Origin of the sequence: Sulfitobacter sp. THAF37, assembly GCF_009363555.1 — a bacterium.
Taxonomy (GTDB): domain Bacteria; phylum Pseudomonadota; class Alphaproteobacteria; order Rhodobacterales; family Rhodobacteraceae; genus Sulfitobacter.
Map to the genome: position 1 here is coordinate 2001228 of NZ_CP045372.1, position 15746 is coordinate 2016973.

Sequence of the window (15746 nt, forward strand, 5' to 3'; positions counted from 1 at the left end):
CATGCTGAACGCCGCTGACAAAGACTTTGAAACCCTGCTGCTGCAACATCTGCCCGCCGAGGTGCTGCGCCCGGTGGAGCCGCGCTACACCGAAGAGCCGCGAAGCTATCACACCGGAAAGGTCGGCCTTCTGGCGCTGCCGCGCACGGTCGAAGAGGTCGCGACCCTGATCCGCTGCGCGAACGAGGCGCGGGTGGGCGTGATCCCCTATGGCGGCGGTACCGGGCTGGTGGCAGGGCAGCTCACACCGGACGGGCCCGCGCCGCTGGTTCTGTCGCTGGAGCGGATGAACGCGGTGCGCGACATCTATCCGGACGAGAATGTCATCGTGGCGGAGGCCGGGGTGATCCTGGCCGATGTGCAGGCAGCGGCGCAGAACGCTGACCGTTTGTTTCCGCTGTCGCTGGCGGCCGAAGGCTCGGCCCGGATCGGCGGCAACCTTGCCACCAACGCGGGCGGCACCGGTGTCCTGCGCTACGGCAACACCCGCGACCTTTGCCTGGGGCTGGAGGCCGTGCTGCCCGATGGCCAGATCTGGAAGGGGCTGACCCGGCTGCGCAAGAACAACACCGGCTACGACCTGCGCAATCTTCTCATCGGGTCCGAGGGAACGCTGGGCGTGATCACCGCCGCGGCGCTCAAGCTCTTTCCCCGGCCGGGAAACACCGGCACGGCGATCATGGTGGTGCCGTCGCCCCGCGCCGCGCTGGACCTGCTGTCGCTGGGGCGCAGCCAGCTGGGCGAGGGGATCAGCGCCTTTGAGCTGATGAACAGGCAGGGCTTCGATTTTCTGACCGAGGTGCTGCCGGACGTGCGCCAGCCCTTTGATACGCCGCCGGACTGGTGCGTCCTGATCGACGTGGGGCTGAGCGGCGGGCTGGACGCCGCCGAGGCGCTGGAAACCCTTTTCATGGCGGGAATGGAGGCCGGGCTGGTCTCTGACGGCTTGATCGCCCAGAACGAACAGCAGGCGACCGAATTCTGGACCGTGCGGGAACAACTGCCCCAGGCGAATCGCCTCATCGGGTCGATTTCCAGCCACGATATTTCCGTCCCGTTGCGTGCGCTGCCGGAATTCATCGAAGCTGGCCTGAAAAAGGTGGCCGAGGTGGGCGATTTCCGCGTCAACTGTTTCGGCCATGTGGGCGACGGCAACCTGCATTACAACGTCTTTCCCCCCCGGGGCAGATCGCGCGACGACTACGCCGAACAGCGCGCAGCCATTCAACGGGCCGTGCATGACCTTGTGGATGAGGTCGGCGGAAGCTTCAGTGCCGAACATGGGGTGGGGCGGCTCAAGGTCGATGACCTTGAACACTACGGCGACCCGGCAAAGCTGTCGGCGATGCGGGCGATCAAGGCGGCGCTCGACCCCAATGGCATCATGAATCCCGGGGCCGTGCTGCGCCCTGCGGCGGGATGACCGGCGCGGCGCCTAGCCCTTGAAATAGCAGGAATCGCCCCGGATGCTGATCGCTTCGGCAATCCGCTCCACCGCGATGGCATAGGCCGCCTGCCGCAGGGTTGAGCCGTCCTTTTCCGCACGATCAAAGACCTGCGGCGTGATCCGGTCGAACCGCGCTTGCAGCCGCTCTTCCACGTCGTGCTCCGACCAGCGTTCGCCGGTTCGCCCCTGAACCCACTCGTAATAGCTGACGGTTACGCCGCCCGCGTTCGCCAGCACGTCGGGCAGGACGGCGATGCCGTTGTCTGCAAGGGTCTGATCCGCGCCCGGCGAAACCGGGCCATTGGCAATCTCCAGCACGCAGCCCGCCTTGACATCGGACACGTTGTCTTCGGTGACAGCATCCTGCAGCGCCGCCAGCGCCAGCACATCCACATCCATCGACAACAGCGCATCCGGTTCGATCGAGGAGTAATCCTCGTTTTCGCCGACCGAGGTGCCCGAATAGACGTCGTCCAATCCCTTGCCCTGCTCCTTTTCCCGGTGCAGCGGTTCGGGGTCGAGCCCGCCCTCGCTGTGAAGGGCGCCACGCGAGTCCGATACCGCCACCACCTTGAAGCCCGCATCATGCGCGCGCATGGCGAAATGCGCCCCGGCATTGCCGAACCCCTGAACCGCCACCGTGATGTCGCCCGGATCCCGGTCCTGCCGGCGCGCCCATTCCTGCAACACCAGCAGCGCCCCTTGCCCCGTGGAGGCGACCCGCCCCGCCGAACCGCCCAGCGGCAGCGGCTTGCCGGTGATCGCGGCCGGTCGGTGCGCGCGGGTGATAACCGCGTATTCGTCCACCATCCATCCCATGATGCGCGGATTGGTGTTCACATCCGGCGCCGGGATGTCCCGGTCGGGTCCCAGCATGTCTCCGAAGCCATCGACAAAGGCGCGCGAAAGCCGTTCAAGTTCCTGACGCGACAGGGTCTTCGGATCGACCTGAACGCCCCCCTTTGCTCCGCCAAAGGGCAGGTCCATCAGGGCGCATTTGATGGTCATCCAGCGCGCCAGCTCTGTCACCTCTTCGAGGTTCACATCGGGATGAAACCGCACCCCGCCCTTGGTCGGCCCCAGCACGTCGTTGTACTGGACCCGCCAGGCCGGATAGACAGCCATCGTTCCGTCATCGCGCCGCAGCCGCAGCGCCACTTCGACGCGGCGTTGCGGGGCCCGCAGCATCTTGCGGGCGTCGTCGGGAATATCCAGACGAGAGAGCGTTTCGTCCAGGATGGGCGTGTCGCTTTTGGAATCTTTGGGCATCGGCGGCGTCCTCGTCGGAATGAGAGTGTCGAATTCCAACGCGGTTGCCGCCGGTCTGTTCCGTCAGGCCCCCTGGAAAGCGCAGAGCGCGTGCACCTCCATGCCCATCGCCTCCAGCTTCGCGCGGCCGCCAAGCTCGGGCAGGTCGACGATGAACGCGGTCGAGACGATCTCACCGCCCAGCCGCTCGATCAGCTTGATGCCCGCCTCGGCGGTGCCGCCCGTGGCCAGCAGGTCATCGACCAACAGCACCTTTTCTCCCGCCTGGATGGCATCGTCGTGGATCTCCACGATGGCTTCACCGTATTCCAGCTTGTAGTCCTGGCTGATGGTGGTGCCCGGCAGCTTGCCCTTCTTGCGGATCGGCACGAAACCGACGCTGAGCTGATGCGCGATGGCCCCGCCCAGGATAAAGCCCCGCGCTTCCAGCCCCACGACCTTGTCGATCTTCACGCCCGCGTAGGGGTGCAGCATCTGGTCGATCGCCATGCGGAACCCGCGCGGGTCGGCGAACAGGGTGGTCACATCGCGGAACATGATCCCCTCGTGCGGGAAATCGACAATGGTGCGGATGTAGTCTTCGACGCGCGTCATGCGGTGGCCTTTCTCAGCGTTGCGGTCAGGACTCCCATGCCGATCAGGGCCGTGCCCCCGGCGCGGGTGATCCATGTCAAAATGGCGGGGCGGCCGATGACCCGGCGCAGACGGTCGGCCAGCAGGGCATAGGCCAGCGCGTTCAGCCCGGCCAACCCCACGAATGTCACGATCAGAATGGCGAACTGCGGCAGGAGCACCGCGTCAGCGGTCACGAACTGCGGCACGAAGGCGATGAAAAATCCGATGCTCTTGGGGTTCAGGGCGGTGACGGCCGCCGCATGGCGAAACACACCCGCCGCGCCGATATCGGCACGGTCGGGCAGATCCAGCCCCTTTTCGGGGGCGGACCGGATCAACCTGATCCCCAGCCAGACCAGATAGGCCGCACCGGCCCACTTCAGCACCGTGAACAGGGTGGCCGAGGCCAGCACAAGCGCCCCCAGCCCGGCAAGCGAGGCGCTCATCGCGACAAGATCGCCAAGCGCCACACCGGCAGCCGAGGCCAACGCCACCGACCGCCCCCTGCTGAGCGCATAACTCAGCACGAGCAAGACCGTAGGCCCCGGGATCAGCAGCAAGGCTGTCGAGGCCGCCACGAAAGCAAGCCAGAGATCGAGTGTCATGATGAGGTCCTTCTCCCGCTTTCAGCCAGCAAAGACAGGATCGCCGGGGGGCCGCAACCCCCCGATTTCATTGTTCCCGAAATACACGAAAGCACCATCTGCCCCGCGGACCGCCGCCCGGGTCCGCGGATCAGCTCACAACACCCGCCCCGCGACCGCGTCCAGCTTGGCCACCATCTGCGGATCGCGCGCATCGGGCTGGGTGATGATCGCGTATTCCAGCGCCCGGTCGCAGCCATGCGGGCAGGGCGTCCGATCCGTCCCCAGAAGGCCGGGCAGGCGGCTCACCATATCGCGGGCCTTGTCGGCATTGCCCATCAGCGTGGCGATGATCTGGCTCACGTCGACCTCGCCGTGGTCCGGATGCCAGCTGTCGTAGTCCGTGATCATCGCGACGGAGGCATAGCAAAGCTCCGCCTCCCGGGCGAGCTTGGCCTCGGGCATGTTGGTCATGCCGATCACATCCGCGCCCCAGCTTTCACGGTACATCCTCGATTCCGCCAGGGTCGAGAACTGCGGTCCTTCCATCGCCAGGTAGGTGCCGCCGCGATGCACCTTGATGCCGCTGTCGCGTGCCGCGGTCTCGCAGGCGTCGCCCAGCCGCGGGCAGGTGGGATGCGCCACGCTCACATGGGCCACGCAGCCGGGTCCGAAAAAGCTCTTCTCCCGCGCCACCGTGCGGTCGATGAACTGGTCCACGATGACGAAATCCCCCGGCGCCATCTCCTCGCGGAACGACCCGCAGGCGCTGACGCTGATCACGTCCGTGCACCCCAGCCTCTTGAGCGCGTCGATGTTGGCGCGGTAGGGCACCGATGTCGGGGTGTGGACGTGCCCGCGCCCGTGCCGGGGCAGAAAGGCCATTTCGACCCCGTAAAGCGTGCCGGTCAGCACCGCGTCGGACGGAGCGCCCCAGGGCGTCTCGATCCGCGTCCATTCGGCGCCTTCCAGTCCGTCGATGTCATAAATGCCCGATCCGCCGATCACGGCGATCCTGGTCGAAATCATTGGCCTGCTCCCCGTACCGGATAGGTTCACCTGTGCGCAGGACCACACAGAATGTGCCAGGGTTCAAGCCCAAACCGGTCGAACCTTGACAAGAGCAACGCCAGAACCGTTTAACAGCTGAAAGGCAAGCCGTTCCGGGCAAAACGGGCGGACCCGAGGTAGATGCATGTTTTACGCCCCCGCTGACGATGATGCGCGTTCCGATTGGGGCGTCGTGTGTACCTGTCGTGAACCGACCCAACTGGTCGTCGCCTGGGCCGCGCATTACGTGGCGCTGGGCGCGGCGGAGGTGCGTATCTTCCTCGATCAGCCGCAACCGCAGCTCGAATCCCTGCTGGCAGAAATCCCCCAGGTCATCGTGACAGTCTGCACGCACAAGTATTGGCGGCAAACCCTGAACAAGCCGCGCCCGGACATCGTGGAATACCGGCAGCTGGTCAACGCGTTTGAGGCCTACAAGGACACGAAACTGTCCTGGCTGGCGCATTTTGACGCCGATGAATTCCTGCATTCTGACGTCCCGATCAGGGACATCCTGCTGGCGCAGCCGCGCGAGATCGACTTTCTCGTGGTGGAACCGCGCGAGCGCGCCTTTGTCGAGGGTCAGCCGCAGGAGGGCCTTTTCGATGGCGTGTTCCGCCAGCCCACGCCGCCGAACTGGGGCCAGGCCCCGTTTCTGTTCGGCAAGGCCATGCGGTTCCTGCGCCAGGGCGTGCTGGGGTATCCCCATGGCAAAAGCTTCATGCGCACGGGTCAGCCGATGGTACCGGGCATCCACACGCCGCGCCGCCCCGCCAGCCACCGCCGCCTGAAACTGCGCGGCTGGGCCGTGCAGCGCATGCGCCTGCTGCATTTCGACGGACTTACCGCTTTTCATTGGTCGTCCAAGCTGCTGCGCGCCGCTGCCACCGGGGGGCATCATCAGTTCACCAAGAAGGCGGCGCGCGACAGCCACCGCGCCAAGCAGATCGTGCATATGCGCAAACTGGAAAATTCGCCCAAGCATGCCTGGAACATGCACCAGATGCTGAAGGTGGTCCCGGCGGACCATCTGGCACGATTACGAACACTCGCACTTGTCGAGGATTACAGCATTGATCCCCGCCGCGACATCGACGCCTTGGGGCTGGGCGGGTCAATCGACCTCAGCCGGGCCGCCTTTGACAAGGCGCTGACCCTCGATAATGAGGACCTTGCCCGGTGGCTCCCCGAATGGGAACGCGTGACCCGTGCCGTGAACAGCGCCGGATCGGCGCAAGGCAAGCGCAGCACGCGCTGAAACACCGCAACAGACGGACGGCGCCGGGACACATCGGGCGATCCCGCCTTTCCATTCCGGACATTCTCCATTAGGGGGGCGCCAACACGGCCTGCCATGCCGGGCCACTTTTCCAACGCCCCTGCAAAGGATGCCTCACCGTGCGCGCCACGCTTCACGCCTTCACAAAGAACCTTGATGTCACCGATCTGCGTTGGATGCCGGGCGAAGGTTTCTCTCCCGGGCGGCTGCGCATCGAACTTCTGTCGGGCCTGACCGTCGCATTGGCGCTGGTGCCCGAGGCCGTCGCATTTGCCTTTGTCGCGGGGGTGCATCCGCTGGTGGGGCTGTATGCGGCATTCCTCGTGGGGCTGATCACCGCGCTGATCGGGGGGCGGCCGGGCATGATTTCGGGTGCGACGGGCGCGCTGGCGGTGGTCATGGTCGCGCTGGTGGCCCAGCACGGGGTCGAATACCTCTTTGCCACCGTGGTCCTGATGGGGGCGATCCAGATCTTCGCGGGCGTCATGCAATGGGGCAAGTTCATCCGGCTGGTGCCGCATCCGGTGATGCTGGGCTTTGTCAACGGGCTGGCGATCGTGATCTTCCTTGCGCAGCTCAGCCAGTTCAAGGTGCCCGGCACGATGGTCGACACCGGGCACGGCATGGGCGGCGGCGAATGGCTGTCGGGCCAGCCGCTCTATCTGATGCTGGCGCTGGTGGCGGCGACCATGGCGATCATCTGGCTGACGCCGAAAGTGACCCGCCTGATCCCGGCGCCGCTGGCGGGCATCGGCATCATCGCGGTGCTGGTCATCGCCACCGGCATGAACGTGCCGCGGGTCGGTGATCTCGCCTCCATCGAAGGCAGCTTTCCCGCCTTCCACAACCCCTTTGGCGAGGGCGTGGGCCTGTACGGCACGGCGCTGGCGCCCCTTACGCTGGAAACGCTTTATATCATCGCCCCTTATGCCGTGATCCTCGCCGCCATCGGGCTGATCGAATCCCTGCTCACCCTCAACCTTGTCGGGGACATGACCGGCACACGGGGCGGTGCGAGCCAGGAGTGTATCGCCCAGGGCGTCGCGAATACCGTCACCGGCTTCTTTGGCGGCATGGGCGGCTGCGCCATGATCGGCCAGTCCATGATCAACGTGAAATCCGGCGGACGCACGCGGGTCGCGGGTATCGCTGCCGCGGTTTTCCTGCTGCTTTTCATCTTGGTCGGCGCGCCGCTGATCGAACAGATCCCGCTGGCCGCGCTGGTGGGGGTGATGTTCATGGTGGTGATCGGGACCTTTGCCTGGAACTCTTTCGGCATACTGCGCAAGGTGCCGCTGATGGATGCCTTCGTGATCCTGCTGGTCACGGTGGTCACGGTCTACGAAGACCTTGCGGTCGCCGTTGTGGTCGGTGTGATCGTCAGCGCGCTGGCCTATGCCTGGAACAATGCCCGTCGCATCCATGCGAAAACCTACGGCACCCCGGAAGGTGCCAAGGTCTATCAGGTTCAGGGGCCGTTGTTCTTCGGCTCTGCCGAAGGGTTTTCAGAACTCTTCGACGTGGCGAACGACCCGTCCCGCGTGATCGTGGATTTTGCCGACAGCCGCGTCGTGGACCAGTCCGCCCTTCAGGCAATCGAAGCGATGGCCGCGAAATACGAGGCCGCGGGCAAGGTGCTTGAACTGCGCCATCTCAGCCGCGACTGTCACCGGTTGCTGACCAAGGCGGGGCACCTCGTCGTGGACAGCGACGATGACCCCGAATATCAGCTTGCGGTGAATTACCAGGTCCGCACGGGCATTCTGGGCGGGCACTGAACCGTCAACCGGGTGACGCGGACGGAAGACACCGGATCTTCCGTCCGCCACCGGCTACTTGCGGTTCTCTTTCACGATGCCGCGCACCATCTTGCCAAAGGCGCGGTCCTTGGCCCGCCGTTGGGCCAGTGTGGCCGAATTGAACGCCTCTTCCGCCAGTAGCTTGCGCCACCGCGTCAGTCGGTCCCTGTCGATCGCGCCGGTTTCAAGTCCCGCTTGCACGGCACAGCCCGGTTCCGTGTCATGCGCGCAATCGTTGAACCTGCAGGATGCCGCCAGCGCGGCAAGATCGGCAAAGGTCTCCTCCAGCCCGGTCGAGGCATCGGTCAGCTGCAACTCGCGCATCCCCGGCGTGTCCAGCACGGCACAGCCCGTACCGGTGATGTGCAACTGCCGGTGCGAGGTGGTATGCCGCCCCCGCGCATCGTCTTCGCGGATGCTTTGGGTCGCGGCCTGTGCTGTCTCTGACAGGGCATTGGTGAGCGTGGATTTGCCCACCCCGGACGAGCCCAGGAAAGCGATGATCTGTCCTGGCTTGCACCAGGGTGCCAGCGCGCTGCGCGCCTCATCCCCCCGTGCATCCAGCGCCAGCACCGTGATCCGGTCGGAAATGCTGCGCGCGTCGGCAAGGTAGGGGGCCGGATCATCGCTGAGATCCGCCTTGGTCAGCAGGATCACAGGCGTGATCTGCGTCTCCATCGACAGAGCCACATAGCGTTCGAGCTGCGCCAGGTTGAAATCGGCATTGCAGGAGGTCACGATGAATGCGGTGTCGATATTGGCACCGATCAGCTGTTCCTTGCGCTCATGGCCCGCCGCGCGCCGTTTGAGCAGGCTCTTGCGGTCCAGAACCCTGCTGCGCTGTGGCTGATCCGGGTTAAAGAGCAACCAGTCGCCCACGGTCGCCTCCGGGCCCGGTGGGATCTCGGTTGCAAAGCCGTCACCGGCCACCCGCAAGCCAGAGCGGTGAACCTCCACCACCCGGCAGGGCGGTGTGGCTGCCAGTTCATCGACGTCGGTCTGCTGGGCAAAGACGCTTTGCCAGCCCAGCCGGACGAGGGGCGAGAGTTCTTGTTTGGGAAGGCCGGCACTGCCAGCCCCGAAAAATTGGGAATAGTCCCGTGTCATCGCTGTGATCTTTCATGTCGCACCGGCAGGCGCCGGTTGGTAATTTTCATGGCTTTCAGCACATCAGCACTTACCCGCGCGCGGGGCGGCAGGCTGTTGCGGTCACAATGTGCATAGGGGTGGCGCGCTGCCGCCCCACATTACCGGGACATGAAATCTCCATTCTTGCTGATCAGAGGATAGAACCGATCCGATCACCGATCAAGCGGGAACGAAACGCCCCCTGCGGTGGTCAGTCATCGGGCCGGGCGAGTTCAAAGACCTCGCGCACGGCAGTATATTCGCGATACCCCATGCGGCTGAGCGGGATGTAGGTCGCGCTTTCGAACTTGCCGTCCACCAGGCAATCGTCGCGCAGGTGAATGCCGATGACCTCGCCCAGCACGACAAAGTTGTTCTTGCCGACCAGATCGACGATCTGTGTCATCCTGCATTCCAAGGCGGCGGGGGCGTGGGCCACGCGGGGGCAGGCGATGGTCTGGCATTCTGCCTTCTCGATGCCGGCATGGGCGAATTCGTCCACCTCGCGCGGCAGCATCTCGGAGGTGGCGTTCATCGCGTCCCGGTCCGCCACCCCCACCACGTTGACGCAGAATACCCCGGTTTCGCGGATGTTGGCGACATTGTCCTTGGTGTTGCCCGCGTCCTCTTTGGTTCCGGTGGATGAAAACATCACCTGTGGCGGAGAATAGGCCGCGCCGTTGAAGAAGGAATAGGGCGCGATGTTGTCGGTGCCGTCCTTGCCCCGGGACGAAATCCATCCGATCGGGCGGGGCGTGATCAGGGCGTTGAACGGGTTGTGAGGCAGGCCGTGGCCGTCTTGGGGGCGGTAGAACATCGGTGTCTCCATGATTGTTTGCCCCTATGGCTAGCGCCATGCTAGGGGCAATGCCACCGCAAACCGGGAAACGCCCTTGTACAAATTCGCCCCCGAAACAGCGCAAGACCACTGGGAGGTCGAAGCCCTGTACGACACCTGTTTCGCGCCTGGTCGAGAGGCGCTGTCCTCTTACCGTCTGCGCGATGGCGTGCCACCGGTCACCGGTCTGTGCCGGGTGGCGCGTGACGCGGGCGGCGTTCTGGCGGGGGCGATCCGGTATTGGCCGGTGCGCGTGGGTCCGGTGGACGTTGATCCGGTGGACGCGCTGCTGCTGGGACCGGTGGCCGTGCACCCCACCCGGCAGGGCGAGGGCCTGGGCCGCGATCTGATCGAGGACAGCCTGGCGCTGGCCGCACCTTTGGGATGGACCCGGGTGTTGCTGGTGGGCGATGCCCCCTATTACGGGCGCTTCGGGTTTACCCGGCTCGATACCGTGGTGATGCCGCCCCCCACCAACCCCGAAAGGGTCCTGGGCCGCGCGCTGGTTCCCGGCGCCTGGGACGGGGTTGTCGGCGACGTGCTGCGCTGGGCGGATTGAAATGGGATATCTAGCCCCCCACATTGACGTGATGGAGGAACGCGCATGGATATCAACACCAGCCTGCCCGCGAAAATAGACGTCGACGCTGAACTGGACCGGCTCGCAAAGCGGTATCGTGCCGCCAACGGACTGGGCATGAACGTGCTGAACCTGATCGGTGGCAGTGCCGAGAATCTGCTGGACCGTCTGCCGGGGGCGATGCGCGCCAATCTCGAACGCGCCACGGTTGCGGCCCTTCAGCAGGCGATGCGCGCGGCCAATTCCAGCCGTGGCATGGTGCGCGACCAGAAAAGCTGGCTGAACCAGGCGGTCTCCGCCGCCATGGGCGCGGCAGGCGGGGCGGGCGGTCTGCCCACGGCCCTGGCGGAACTGCCGGTGACGACCACGCTGCTCTTGCGGGTGATCCAGGGCGTCGCGGTGGAACATGGCTTTGACCCGCAGGCGGAGAACGTGCAGTTCGACTGCGTGCAGGTCTTTGCCGCCGCGGGGCCTTTGACGGGCGACGACGGAGCCGACCTGGGCTTTCTCGCCGCGCGGATGACCCTGACGGGCAAGGCGATGCAGGCGGTGATCCACCGCGTGGCCCCCCGGCTGGCCATCGTGCTGGGCCAGAAACTCGCGGCCCAGACCGTGCCGGTGCTCGGGGCCGTCGCGGGGGCGGCGACCAATTACGCCTACACCAGCTACTACCAGGAAATCGCCCATGTGCATTTTGGCCTGCGCAAGCTGGCCATCGACGCCGACGTGCCCCAGGCCGAACTTCTCAAACGGCTGGAGGCGCGGATGACGGGCCCGGCGGTCAGGACCTAGGGTCCAGAGCCTAGGGTCCCACCCCTAGCGCCCGATGCTGCCGGGGGCCACCGTCGTCGCCTTGAGGATTGCAAAGCACGGCATGCCCGGGGCCAGGTTCATCTCCCGCACCGCGCGGGCCGTGACCCGCGCCAGCAGCCGGTCGCGCCCCGCGCGCAGCCCGATCGCCGCGCCGGGGCCATCGCCGGGGTGGATGCTGTCGATCACCACCGGCAGGACATTGACGGATGACAACCCCTCTGGCCGGCCGCGTGACAGGATCACGTCCTGTGCCAGCACCCGCAGGCGCACCTGTGCGCCGACGGGGGCCTGCACGCCGGGCAGTTCCAGCGTGCCTGCGTCCATCCGCAGGCTGGACAGCCCGTCATCCGCGTGGGCCATGACTTCGGCTTCAATCACGGCACCGGCCTCGCGAACGCCCAGCAGCGGCACCGCCGCCGGATCGGCCAGGACGTCGTAGAGCGGCCCCTGCGCCCGGACCCGACCGTCCTGAAGCAGTACCAATGTATCCGCCAGTCGGGCGATCTCGTCCACCGCGTGGCTGACGTAGAGGATCGGCAGCTTCAGCGGCCCGTCGCGCAGCCGTTCCAGATAGGGCAGGATCTCTTGCTTGCGCGGACCGTCGAGGCTCGCCAGCGGTTCGTCCATCAGCAGCATGCGCGGATGGCTCAGAAGGGCGCGGCCCAGGGCGACGCGCTGTTTCTCGCCCCCCGACAGGGTGGCGGGCGCGCGGTGCAGCAGGTCCGACAGGCCAAGCAACTCGATCACGTCGTCGAAATCCGCGCCCGTCGCACCAGCAGGCCGGTACCGCACACCGAAGAGCAGGTTGGCGCGGGTGTCCAGATGCGGAAACAGGCGTGCGTCCTGGAACACCACGCCAAGCCGCCGCGCGGCGGGGGGAACAAAGACCCCCGCATCTGAATGGAACAGCCGCGCGCCCGCGATCTCGACGTGTCCGGCGTCAGGGCGCAGCAGACCCGCAACCGCGTTGATCACCGTGCTCTTGCCTGCGCCGGAGCGTCCGAACAGCGCGGTGATGCCGGGACCGGCCTTGCACGCAACATCCAGCGCGAAATCCGCGAAGCGGTGGCGGATATGAATGTCGAGGCTCATGGCCCCGCGATCCGGGCCGCCACGCGCCGGGCCAGCGCCTCGGACAGGACGACAGCGCCCAGGGCCACGACACAGGCCATGAGGACCATCGCCACCGCCTGGCTTTCGCCACCGGGAACCTGAAGGGCGGTCCAGATGGCGCTGGGCAGGGTCTGGGTCTGGCCGGGAATATTGGCGACAAAGGTGATCGTCGCGCCGAATTCGCCCATGGCCTTGGCAAAGCCCATGACAGACCCGGCCAGGATGCCGGGCAGGATCAGCGGCAGGGTGACGCGGGCAAAGATCGCGTGACGCGGCGCGCCCAGCGTGGCGGCGGCCTGTTCTATGCGGGGGTCGACCGCCTCGATCGCGAGGCGCATGGCCCGCACCATCAGCGGAAACCCCATGACGATGGCCGCCAGCACCGCCCCGGTCCAGTGAAACGCAAGCGTGAGACCGATGGCATCGAGCATCCGGCCAACCGCCCCGGTCCGTCCGAAGGCGATCAACAGCAGATAGCCCGTCACCACCGGGGGCAGCACCAGCGGCAGGTGGACCAATGCGTTCAGCGCCGACTTGCCCCGAAAGTCCCGGCGCGCCAGAAGCCACGCCACCCAGAGCGCAAGCGGCAGGGCCAGCAGCGTGGCCCAGCAGGCCACCCAGAGCGACAGCCGCAGCGCGTCCCATGCGGCGGCATCCACAGTCACGGGGCGCGGAACCCGTGACGGGCGAAGACGGCGCGTGCCTCGGGGCTTTGCAGAACACGCAGGAAAGGCCGTCCGTCAGGGCGCAGCGCCGCTGCCGGGTAGGTGATCGGGCCGGAGAGCGCCTCGTCCACCTGATAAAGCACCGAAACCCGAGGTTCCGCAGCCGCGTCGGTGGCATAGACCACGCCCAGCGGCGCCTCGCCCCGGGCCACGAGCGCCAGCGCGGCGCGCACGTTGTCGGTTTCGGCAAGATGGGCCTGCAGCGCGTCCCACCGGTTCACCGCGCGCAACCATGTCTGGGCATAGGCCCCCGCCGGAACCGCGTCGCGCTGGCCCATGGCCAGGCGCCGCCCCTGCAACCGCGGCAGCAGGTCTTCGGCGCCCGAAAGGGGGGCAGCGCCCGGCGCGCCGACCACCACCAGTGTGTTGCGTGCCACGCTCACCGCGTCTGCGGCGCCGTCGACACCCTGTTCGGCCAGCCAGGTCATCCACAGCGGACTGGCCAGCACGATCACGTCCACGGGGGCCCCTGCGGCGGTCTGGCGCGCCATGGTGCCGGACCCGCCGTAGGACAGCGCGACCCCGTCGTCGGACAGGTCTGCGACCTCTTCCAGCACGCCCCGCAGCGAGGCGGCGGCGAAAACCGTGATCCGTTCGGCCAGGGCGGGGCCGGCGAAGGTCAGGGCAAGACAGAAAAAGGGGATCAGCCGTATCATCCGGCGCACTATCGGGGAAGGATTCGCAAGGCACAAGTCCTCCCATTGTCGGTGGTGTTTGTCGCCTGAAGCCCTATACTGAGACCAAGGCAGCACGCTTTGGCAGGACACCTTGAAGATACAGAAGATCAGGCAATTGCCCATCTCGCTGCATGGTGCGCGCAAGGATGAGATGCGAACACAATTCGCGGCGCTTTGCTATCGGGTGCGGCGCGGAAAGGTGGAGGTGTTGCTGGTCACGTCACGCGGGTCGAAACGATGGATCGTGCCCAAGGGCTGGCCGATGGATGCCCGGACCCCGGCTGCCGCCGCGCTACAGGAAGCCTGGGAGGAAGCGGGCGTGATCGGTCGGGCCGACGACCGGTGCCTCGGGGTCTATACCTACGCCAAGGAGATCGGCGATGCCCTTGATGTGCCCTGTCTCGCGATGCTGTACCCGGTACAGGTGACGTCCCTGTCCGAACAGTACCCCGAAAGTGCGCAACGCAGGCGCAAGTGGATGTCGCGCAAGAAGGCCGCGCGCCTGTTGGTCGAGCCGGAACTGTCGCGACTGATTCTCGATTTCGATCCGCGCCGGACGCCGGGCCAGAAAGATGCTTCTTGACGCAGGCGGTGCGCGGTCCCATCTGCTGCACAGCACGCCAGCCGGAAAAACGATACAAGGATATTTGACGCGACGATGATCAGCTACACCCTGAAATGCGAGGCCGGGCACAGCTTTGACAGCTGGTTCCAGTCGGCTGCGGCATTCGACAAGCTGGTCGCGGCGCGGCAGGTCGTCTGCGTGGAATGCGGCAGCCATGAGGTGTCCAAGGCGGTGATGGCGCCGCGGCTGGCCAAGGCGGGGGCGCAAAAGGACGAAACCGCGCCTGACACGGCCCCCATGCTTGGCACGCCGTCGTCCGAGGTACAGCAGGCGCTGGCCGAGTTGCGCCGCAAGGTCGAGGCGCATTCGGAGTATGTCGGCGACCGGTTCGCCCATGAAGCGCGCGCCATGCACCTGGGGGAGAAGCCTGAACGCTCGATCTACGGCGAGGCGCGGCTGGACCAGGCGCGCAGCCTGATCGAAGACGGTGTGCCGCTGGTGCCCCTGCCGTTCCGACCGAAACGAAAACTCAGCTGAAGGGCCGGGGCATGACGATTCTCATTACGGGTGCCAACCGGGGCATCGGCGCGGGTCTTGCCGCACATTATCGGGACCGGGGGGAAGAGGTGATCGGCACCGGGCGGTCGGGCGCCGTGCGGATCGAGTTGGACGTGACCCGCCCGGAAAGCCACGCGGCCATGGCGCGGGCCCTGGGCGAGACGGCAATCGACCTGCTGATCTGCAATGCGGGGGTCTATCTCGACAAGGGGGCGGATCCGGAGACGGGTTATGGCGCCGACCTCTGGGCGCAGACCTTTGCGACGAACGTGACGGGGGTGTTCCTGACGGTACAGGCGTTGCTGCCGAATCTGCGCCGTGCGCGGGGCGCCAAGGTGGCGATCATCGCCTCGCAGATGGGGTCTTCCACGCGCGCGCCGGGGGGCAGCTATATCTACCGTGCGTCCAAGGCGGCGGCGGTGAACCTTGGCCGCAACCTGGCCGCGGACCTCAAGGCGGAGGCGATTGCGGTGGGCATCTATCACCCCGGCTGGGTGCAGACCGACATGGGCGGCCCGACGGCCGAGATCACGGCCGAGGAAGCGGTGCATGGGTTGGCGCAGCGTTTTGCCGCGCTGAGCCTTGAGACCACGGGTTGTTTCGAGACATGGGACGGGCTCGCCCACCCGTTCTGAGCAGAGCGGCGCGGCTGCGCCGCATGCGATTCATGGATTTCGGTGCCCGAAATCGGTGCGAGGCGCTGCCT

At 66.2% G+C, this 15746-nt stretch carries 17 protein-coding genes; 8 read left to right on the forward strand and 9 right to left on the reverse strand.

Going from position 1 to position 15746, the window contains the following annotated elements; all coding sequences use genetic code 11:
• Position 1: 1 nt before the first annotated feature.
• Positions 2–1423, forward strand: coding sequence for an FAD-binding oxidoreductase (locus tag FIU94_RS09825; protein ID WP_152465632.1), 1422 nt, complete (start codon positions 2–4; stop codon positions 1421–1423).
• Positions 1424–1435: 12 nt separating this feature from the next.
• Here the strand turns inward: FIU94_RS09825 and FIU94_RS09830 are convergent, their stop codons facing one another.
• The 4 genes from FIU94_RS09830 to FIU94_RS09845 form a co-directional block, all read right to left on the reverse strand.
• Positions 1436–2716: a Glu/Leu/Phe/Val dehydrogenase gene (locus tag FIU94_RS09830; protein WP_152465633.1), complete on the reverse strand. Its 1281-nt coding sequence runs from the start codon at positions 2714–2716 to the stop codon at positions 1436–1438.
• 63 nt (positions 2717–2779) lie between these two features.
• Positions 2780–3310: an adenine phosphoribosyltransferase gene (locus FIU94_RS09835; protein ID WP_152465634.1), complete on the reverse strand. Its 531-nt coding sequence runs from the start codon at positions 3308–3310 to the stop codon at positions 2780–2782.
• Positions 3307–3936 carry a LysE family translocator gene (locus FIU94_RS09840; protein WP_152465635.1) on the reverse strand — a complete coding sequence of 210 codons (630 nt, stop codon included), beginning with the start codon at positions 3934–3936 and terminating at the stop codon, positions 3307–3309. Before FIU94_RS09840 ends, FIU94_RS09835 begins: the two co-directional genes overlap by 4 nt.
• Before the next feature lie 135 nt (positions 3937–4071).
• Positions 4072–4944, reverse strand: coding sequence for an S-methyl-5'-thioadenosine phosphorylase (locus FIU94_RS09845; protein ID WP_152465636.1), 873 nt, complete (start codon positions 4942–4944; stop codon positions 4072–4074).
• Between the two features lie 166 nt (positions 4945–5110).
• Here FIU94_RS09845 and FIU94_RS09850 point away from each other — a divergent pair, with 166 nt between their 5' ends.
• Both FIU94_RS09850 and FIU94_RS09855 read left to right on the forward strand, forming a co-directional pair.
• Positions 5111–6223 (forward strand): glycosyltransferase family 2 protein, encoded by a 1113-nt coding sequence (locus tag FIU94_RS09850; RefSeq protein ID WP_152465637.1) that lies wholly within the window; start codon positions 5111–5113, stop codon positions 6221–6223.
• A gap of 197 nt (positions 6224–6420) precedes the next feature.
• Positions 6421–8022 (forward strand): SulP family inorganic anion transporter, encoded by a 1602-nt coding sequence (locus tag FIU94_RS09855; protein ID WP_152467005.1) that lies wholly within the window; start codon positions 6421–6423, stop codon positions 8020–8022.
• A 54-nt stretch (positions 8023–8076) separates the two neighbouring features.
• Here FIU94_RS09855 and rsgA read toward each other — a convergent pair whose 3' ends face one another.
• Both rsgA and FIU94_RS09865 read right to left on the reverse strand, forming a co-directional pair.
• Positions 8077–9150, reverse strand: coding sequence for a ribosome small subunit-dependent GTPase A (gene rsgA, locus FIU94_RS09860; protein WP_152465638.1), 1074 nt, complete (start codon positions 9148–9150; stop codon positions 8077–8079).
• Positions 9151–9382: 232 nt separating this feature from the next.
• Positions 9383–9988, reverse strand: coding sequence for a flavin reductase family protein (locus FIU94_RS09865; RefSeq protein ID WP_152467006.1), 606 nt, complete (start codon positions 9986–9988; stop codon positions 9383–9385).
• A gap of 76 nt (positions 9989–10064) precedes the next feature.
• Between FIU94_RS09865 and FIU94_RS09870 the strand changes: the two genes are divergently transcribed.
• Both FIU94_RS09870 and FIU94_RS09875 read left to right on the forward strand, forming a co-directional pair.
• A complete protein-coding gene (locus FIU94_RS09870; RefSeq protein WP_152465639.1) occupies positions 10065–10568 on the forward strand; it encodes a GNAT family N-acetyltransferase in 504 nt (167 codons plus the stop codon).
• A 45-nt stretch (positions 10569–10613) separates the two neighbouring features.
• Positions 10614–11381: an EcsC family protein gene (locus FIU94_RS09875; protein ID WP_152465640.1), complete on the forward strand. Its 768-nt coding sequence runs from the start codon at positions 10614–10616 to the stop codon at positions 11379–11381.
• Between the two features lie 24 nt (positions 11382–11405).
• Here FIU94_RS09875 and modC read toward each other — a convergent pair whose 3' ends face one another.
• The 3 genes from modC to modA are packed head-to-tail and all read right to left on the reverse strand — an operon-like array spanning position 11406 to position 13896.
• Positions 11406–12494: a molybdenum ABC transporter ATP-binding protein gene (gene modC / locus FIU94_RS09880; RefSeq protein WP_152465641.1), complete on the reverse strand. Its 1089-nt coding sequence runs from the start codon at positions 12492–12494 to the stop codon at positions 11406–11408.
• Positions 12491–13180: a molybdate ABC transporter permease subunit gene (gene modB, locus FIU94_RS09885; RefSeq protein ID WP_152465642.1), complete on the reverse strand. Its 690-nt coding sequence runs from the start codon at positions 13178–13180 to the stop codon at positions 12491–12493. Before modB ends, modC begins: the two co-directional genes overlap by 4 nt.
• The gene (gene modA / locus FIU94_RS09890; RefSeq protein ID WP_152465643.1) at positions 13177–13896 is read right to left on the reverse strand and encodes a molybdate ABC transporter substrate-binding protein; all 720 of its coding nucleotides are present in this window, start codon (positions 13894–13896) and stop codon (positions 13177–13179) included. The genes modB and modA overlap by 4 nt, the downstream gene beginning before the upstream one ends.
• Before the next feature lie 172 nt (positions 13897–14068).
• Between modA and FIU94_RS09895 the strand changes: the two genes are divergently transcribed.
• From FIU94_RS09895 to FIU94_RS09905, 3 genes are all read left to right on the forward strand, one after another.
• Positions 14069–14500 carry an NUDIX hydrolase gene (locus tag FIU94_RS09895; RefSeq protein WP_152465644.1) on the forward strand — a complete coding sequence of 144 codons (432 nt, stop codon included), beginning with the start codon at positions 14069–14071 and terminating at the stop codon, positions 14498–14500.
• A 75-nt stretch (positions 14501–14575) separates the two neighbouring features.
• The gene (locus FIU94_RS09900) at positions 14576–15019 is read left to right on the forward strand and encodes a DUF1178 family protein (RefSeq protein ID WP_152465645.1); all 444 of its coding nucleotides are present in this window, start codon (positions 14576–14578) and stop codon (positions 15017–15019) included.
• An 11-nt stretch (positions 15020–15030) separates the two neighbouring features.
• Positions 15031–15675: an SDR family oxidoreductase gene (locus FIU94_RS09905; RefSeq protein ID WP_152465646.1), complete on the forward strand. Its 645-nt coding sequence runs from the start codon at positions 15031–15033 to the stop codon at positions 15673–15675.
• The last annotated feature ends 71 nt before the right edge of the window (positions 15676–15746 follow it).

Coding starts and splice junctions, on each gene's coding strand:
- FIU94_RS09825 (WP_152465632.1), top strand. CDS start 2: ATGCTGAACGCCGCTGACAAAGACTTTGAAACCCTGCTGCTGCAACAT.
- FIU94_RS09830 (WP_152465633.1), bottom strand. CDS start 2,716: ATGCCCAAAGATTCCAAAAGCGACACGCCCATCCTGGACGAAACGCTC.
- FIU94_RS09835 (WP_152465634.1), bottom strand. CDS start 3,310: ATGACGCGCGTCGAAGACTACATCCGCACCATTGTCGATTTCCCGCAC.
- FIU94_RS09840 (WP_152465635.1), bottom strand. CDS start 3,936: ATGACACTCGATCTCTGGCTTGCTTTCGTGGCGGCCTCGACAGCCTTG.
- FIU94_RS09845 (WP_152465636.1), bottom strand. CDS start 4,944: ATGATTTCGACCAGGATCGCCGTGATCGGCGGATCGGGCATTTATGAC.
- FIU94_RS09850 (WP_152465637.1), top strand. CDS start 5,111: ATGTTTTACGCCCCCGCTGACGATGATGCGCGTTCCGATTGGGGCGTC.
- FIU94_RS09855 (WP_152467005.1), top strand. CDS start 6,421: ATGCCGGGCGAAGGTTTCTCTCCCGGGCGGCTGCGCATCGAACTTCTG.
- rsgA (WP_152465638.1), bottom strand. CDS start 9,150: ATGACACGGGACTATTCCCAATTTTTCGGGGCTGGCAGTGCCGGCCTT.
- FIU94_RS09865 (WP_152467006.1), bottom strand. CDS start 9,988: ATGTTCTACCGCCCCCAAGACGGCCACGGCCTGCCTCACAACCCGTTC.
- FIU94_RS09875 (WP_152465640.1), top strand. CDS start 10,614: ATGGATATCAACACCAGCCTGCCCGCGAAAATAGACGTCGACGCTGAA.
- modC (WP_152465641.1), bottom strand. CDS start 12,494: ATGAGCCTCGACATTCATATCCGCCACCGCTTCGCGGATTTCGCGCTG.
- modA (WP_152465643.1), bottom strand. CDS start 13,896: ATGATACGGCTGATCCCCTTTTTCTGTCTTGCCCTGACCTTCGCCGGC.
- FIU94_RS09895 (WP_152465644.1), top strand. CDS start 14,069: ATGCGAACACAATTCGCGGCGCTTTGCTATCGGGTGCGGCGCGGAAAG.
- FIU94_RS09900 (WP_152465645.1), top strand. CDS start 14,576: ATGATCAGCTACACCCTGAAATGCGAGGCCGGGCACAGCTTTGACAGC.
- FIU94_RS09905 (WP_152465646.1), top strand. CDS start 15,031: ATGACGATTCTCATTACGGGTGCCAACCGGGGCATCGGCGCGGGTCTT.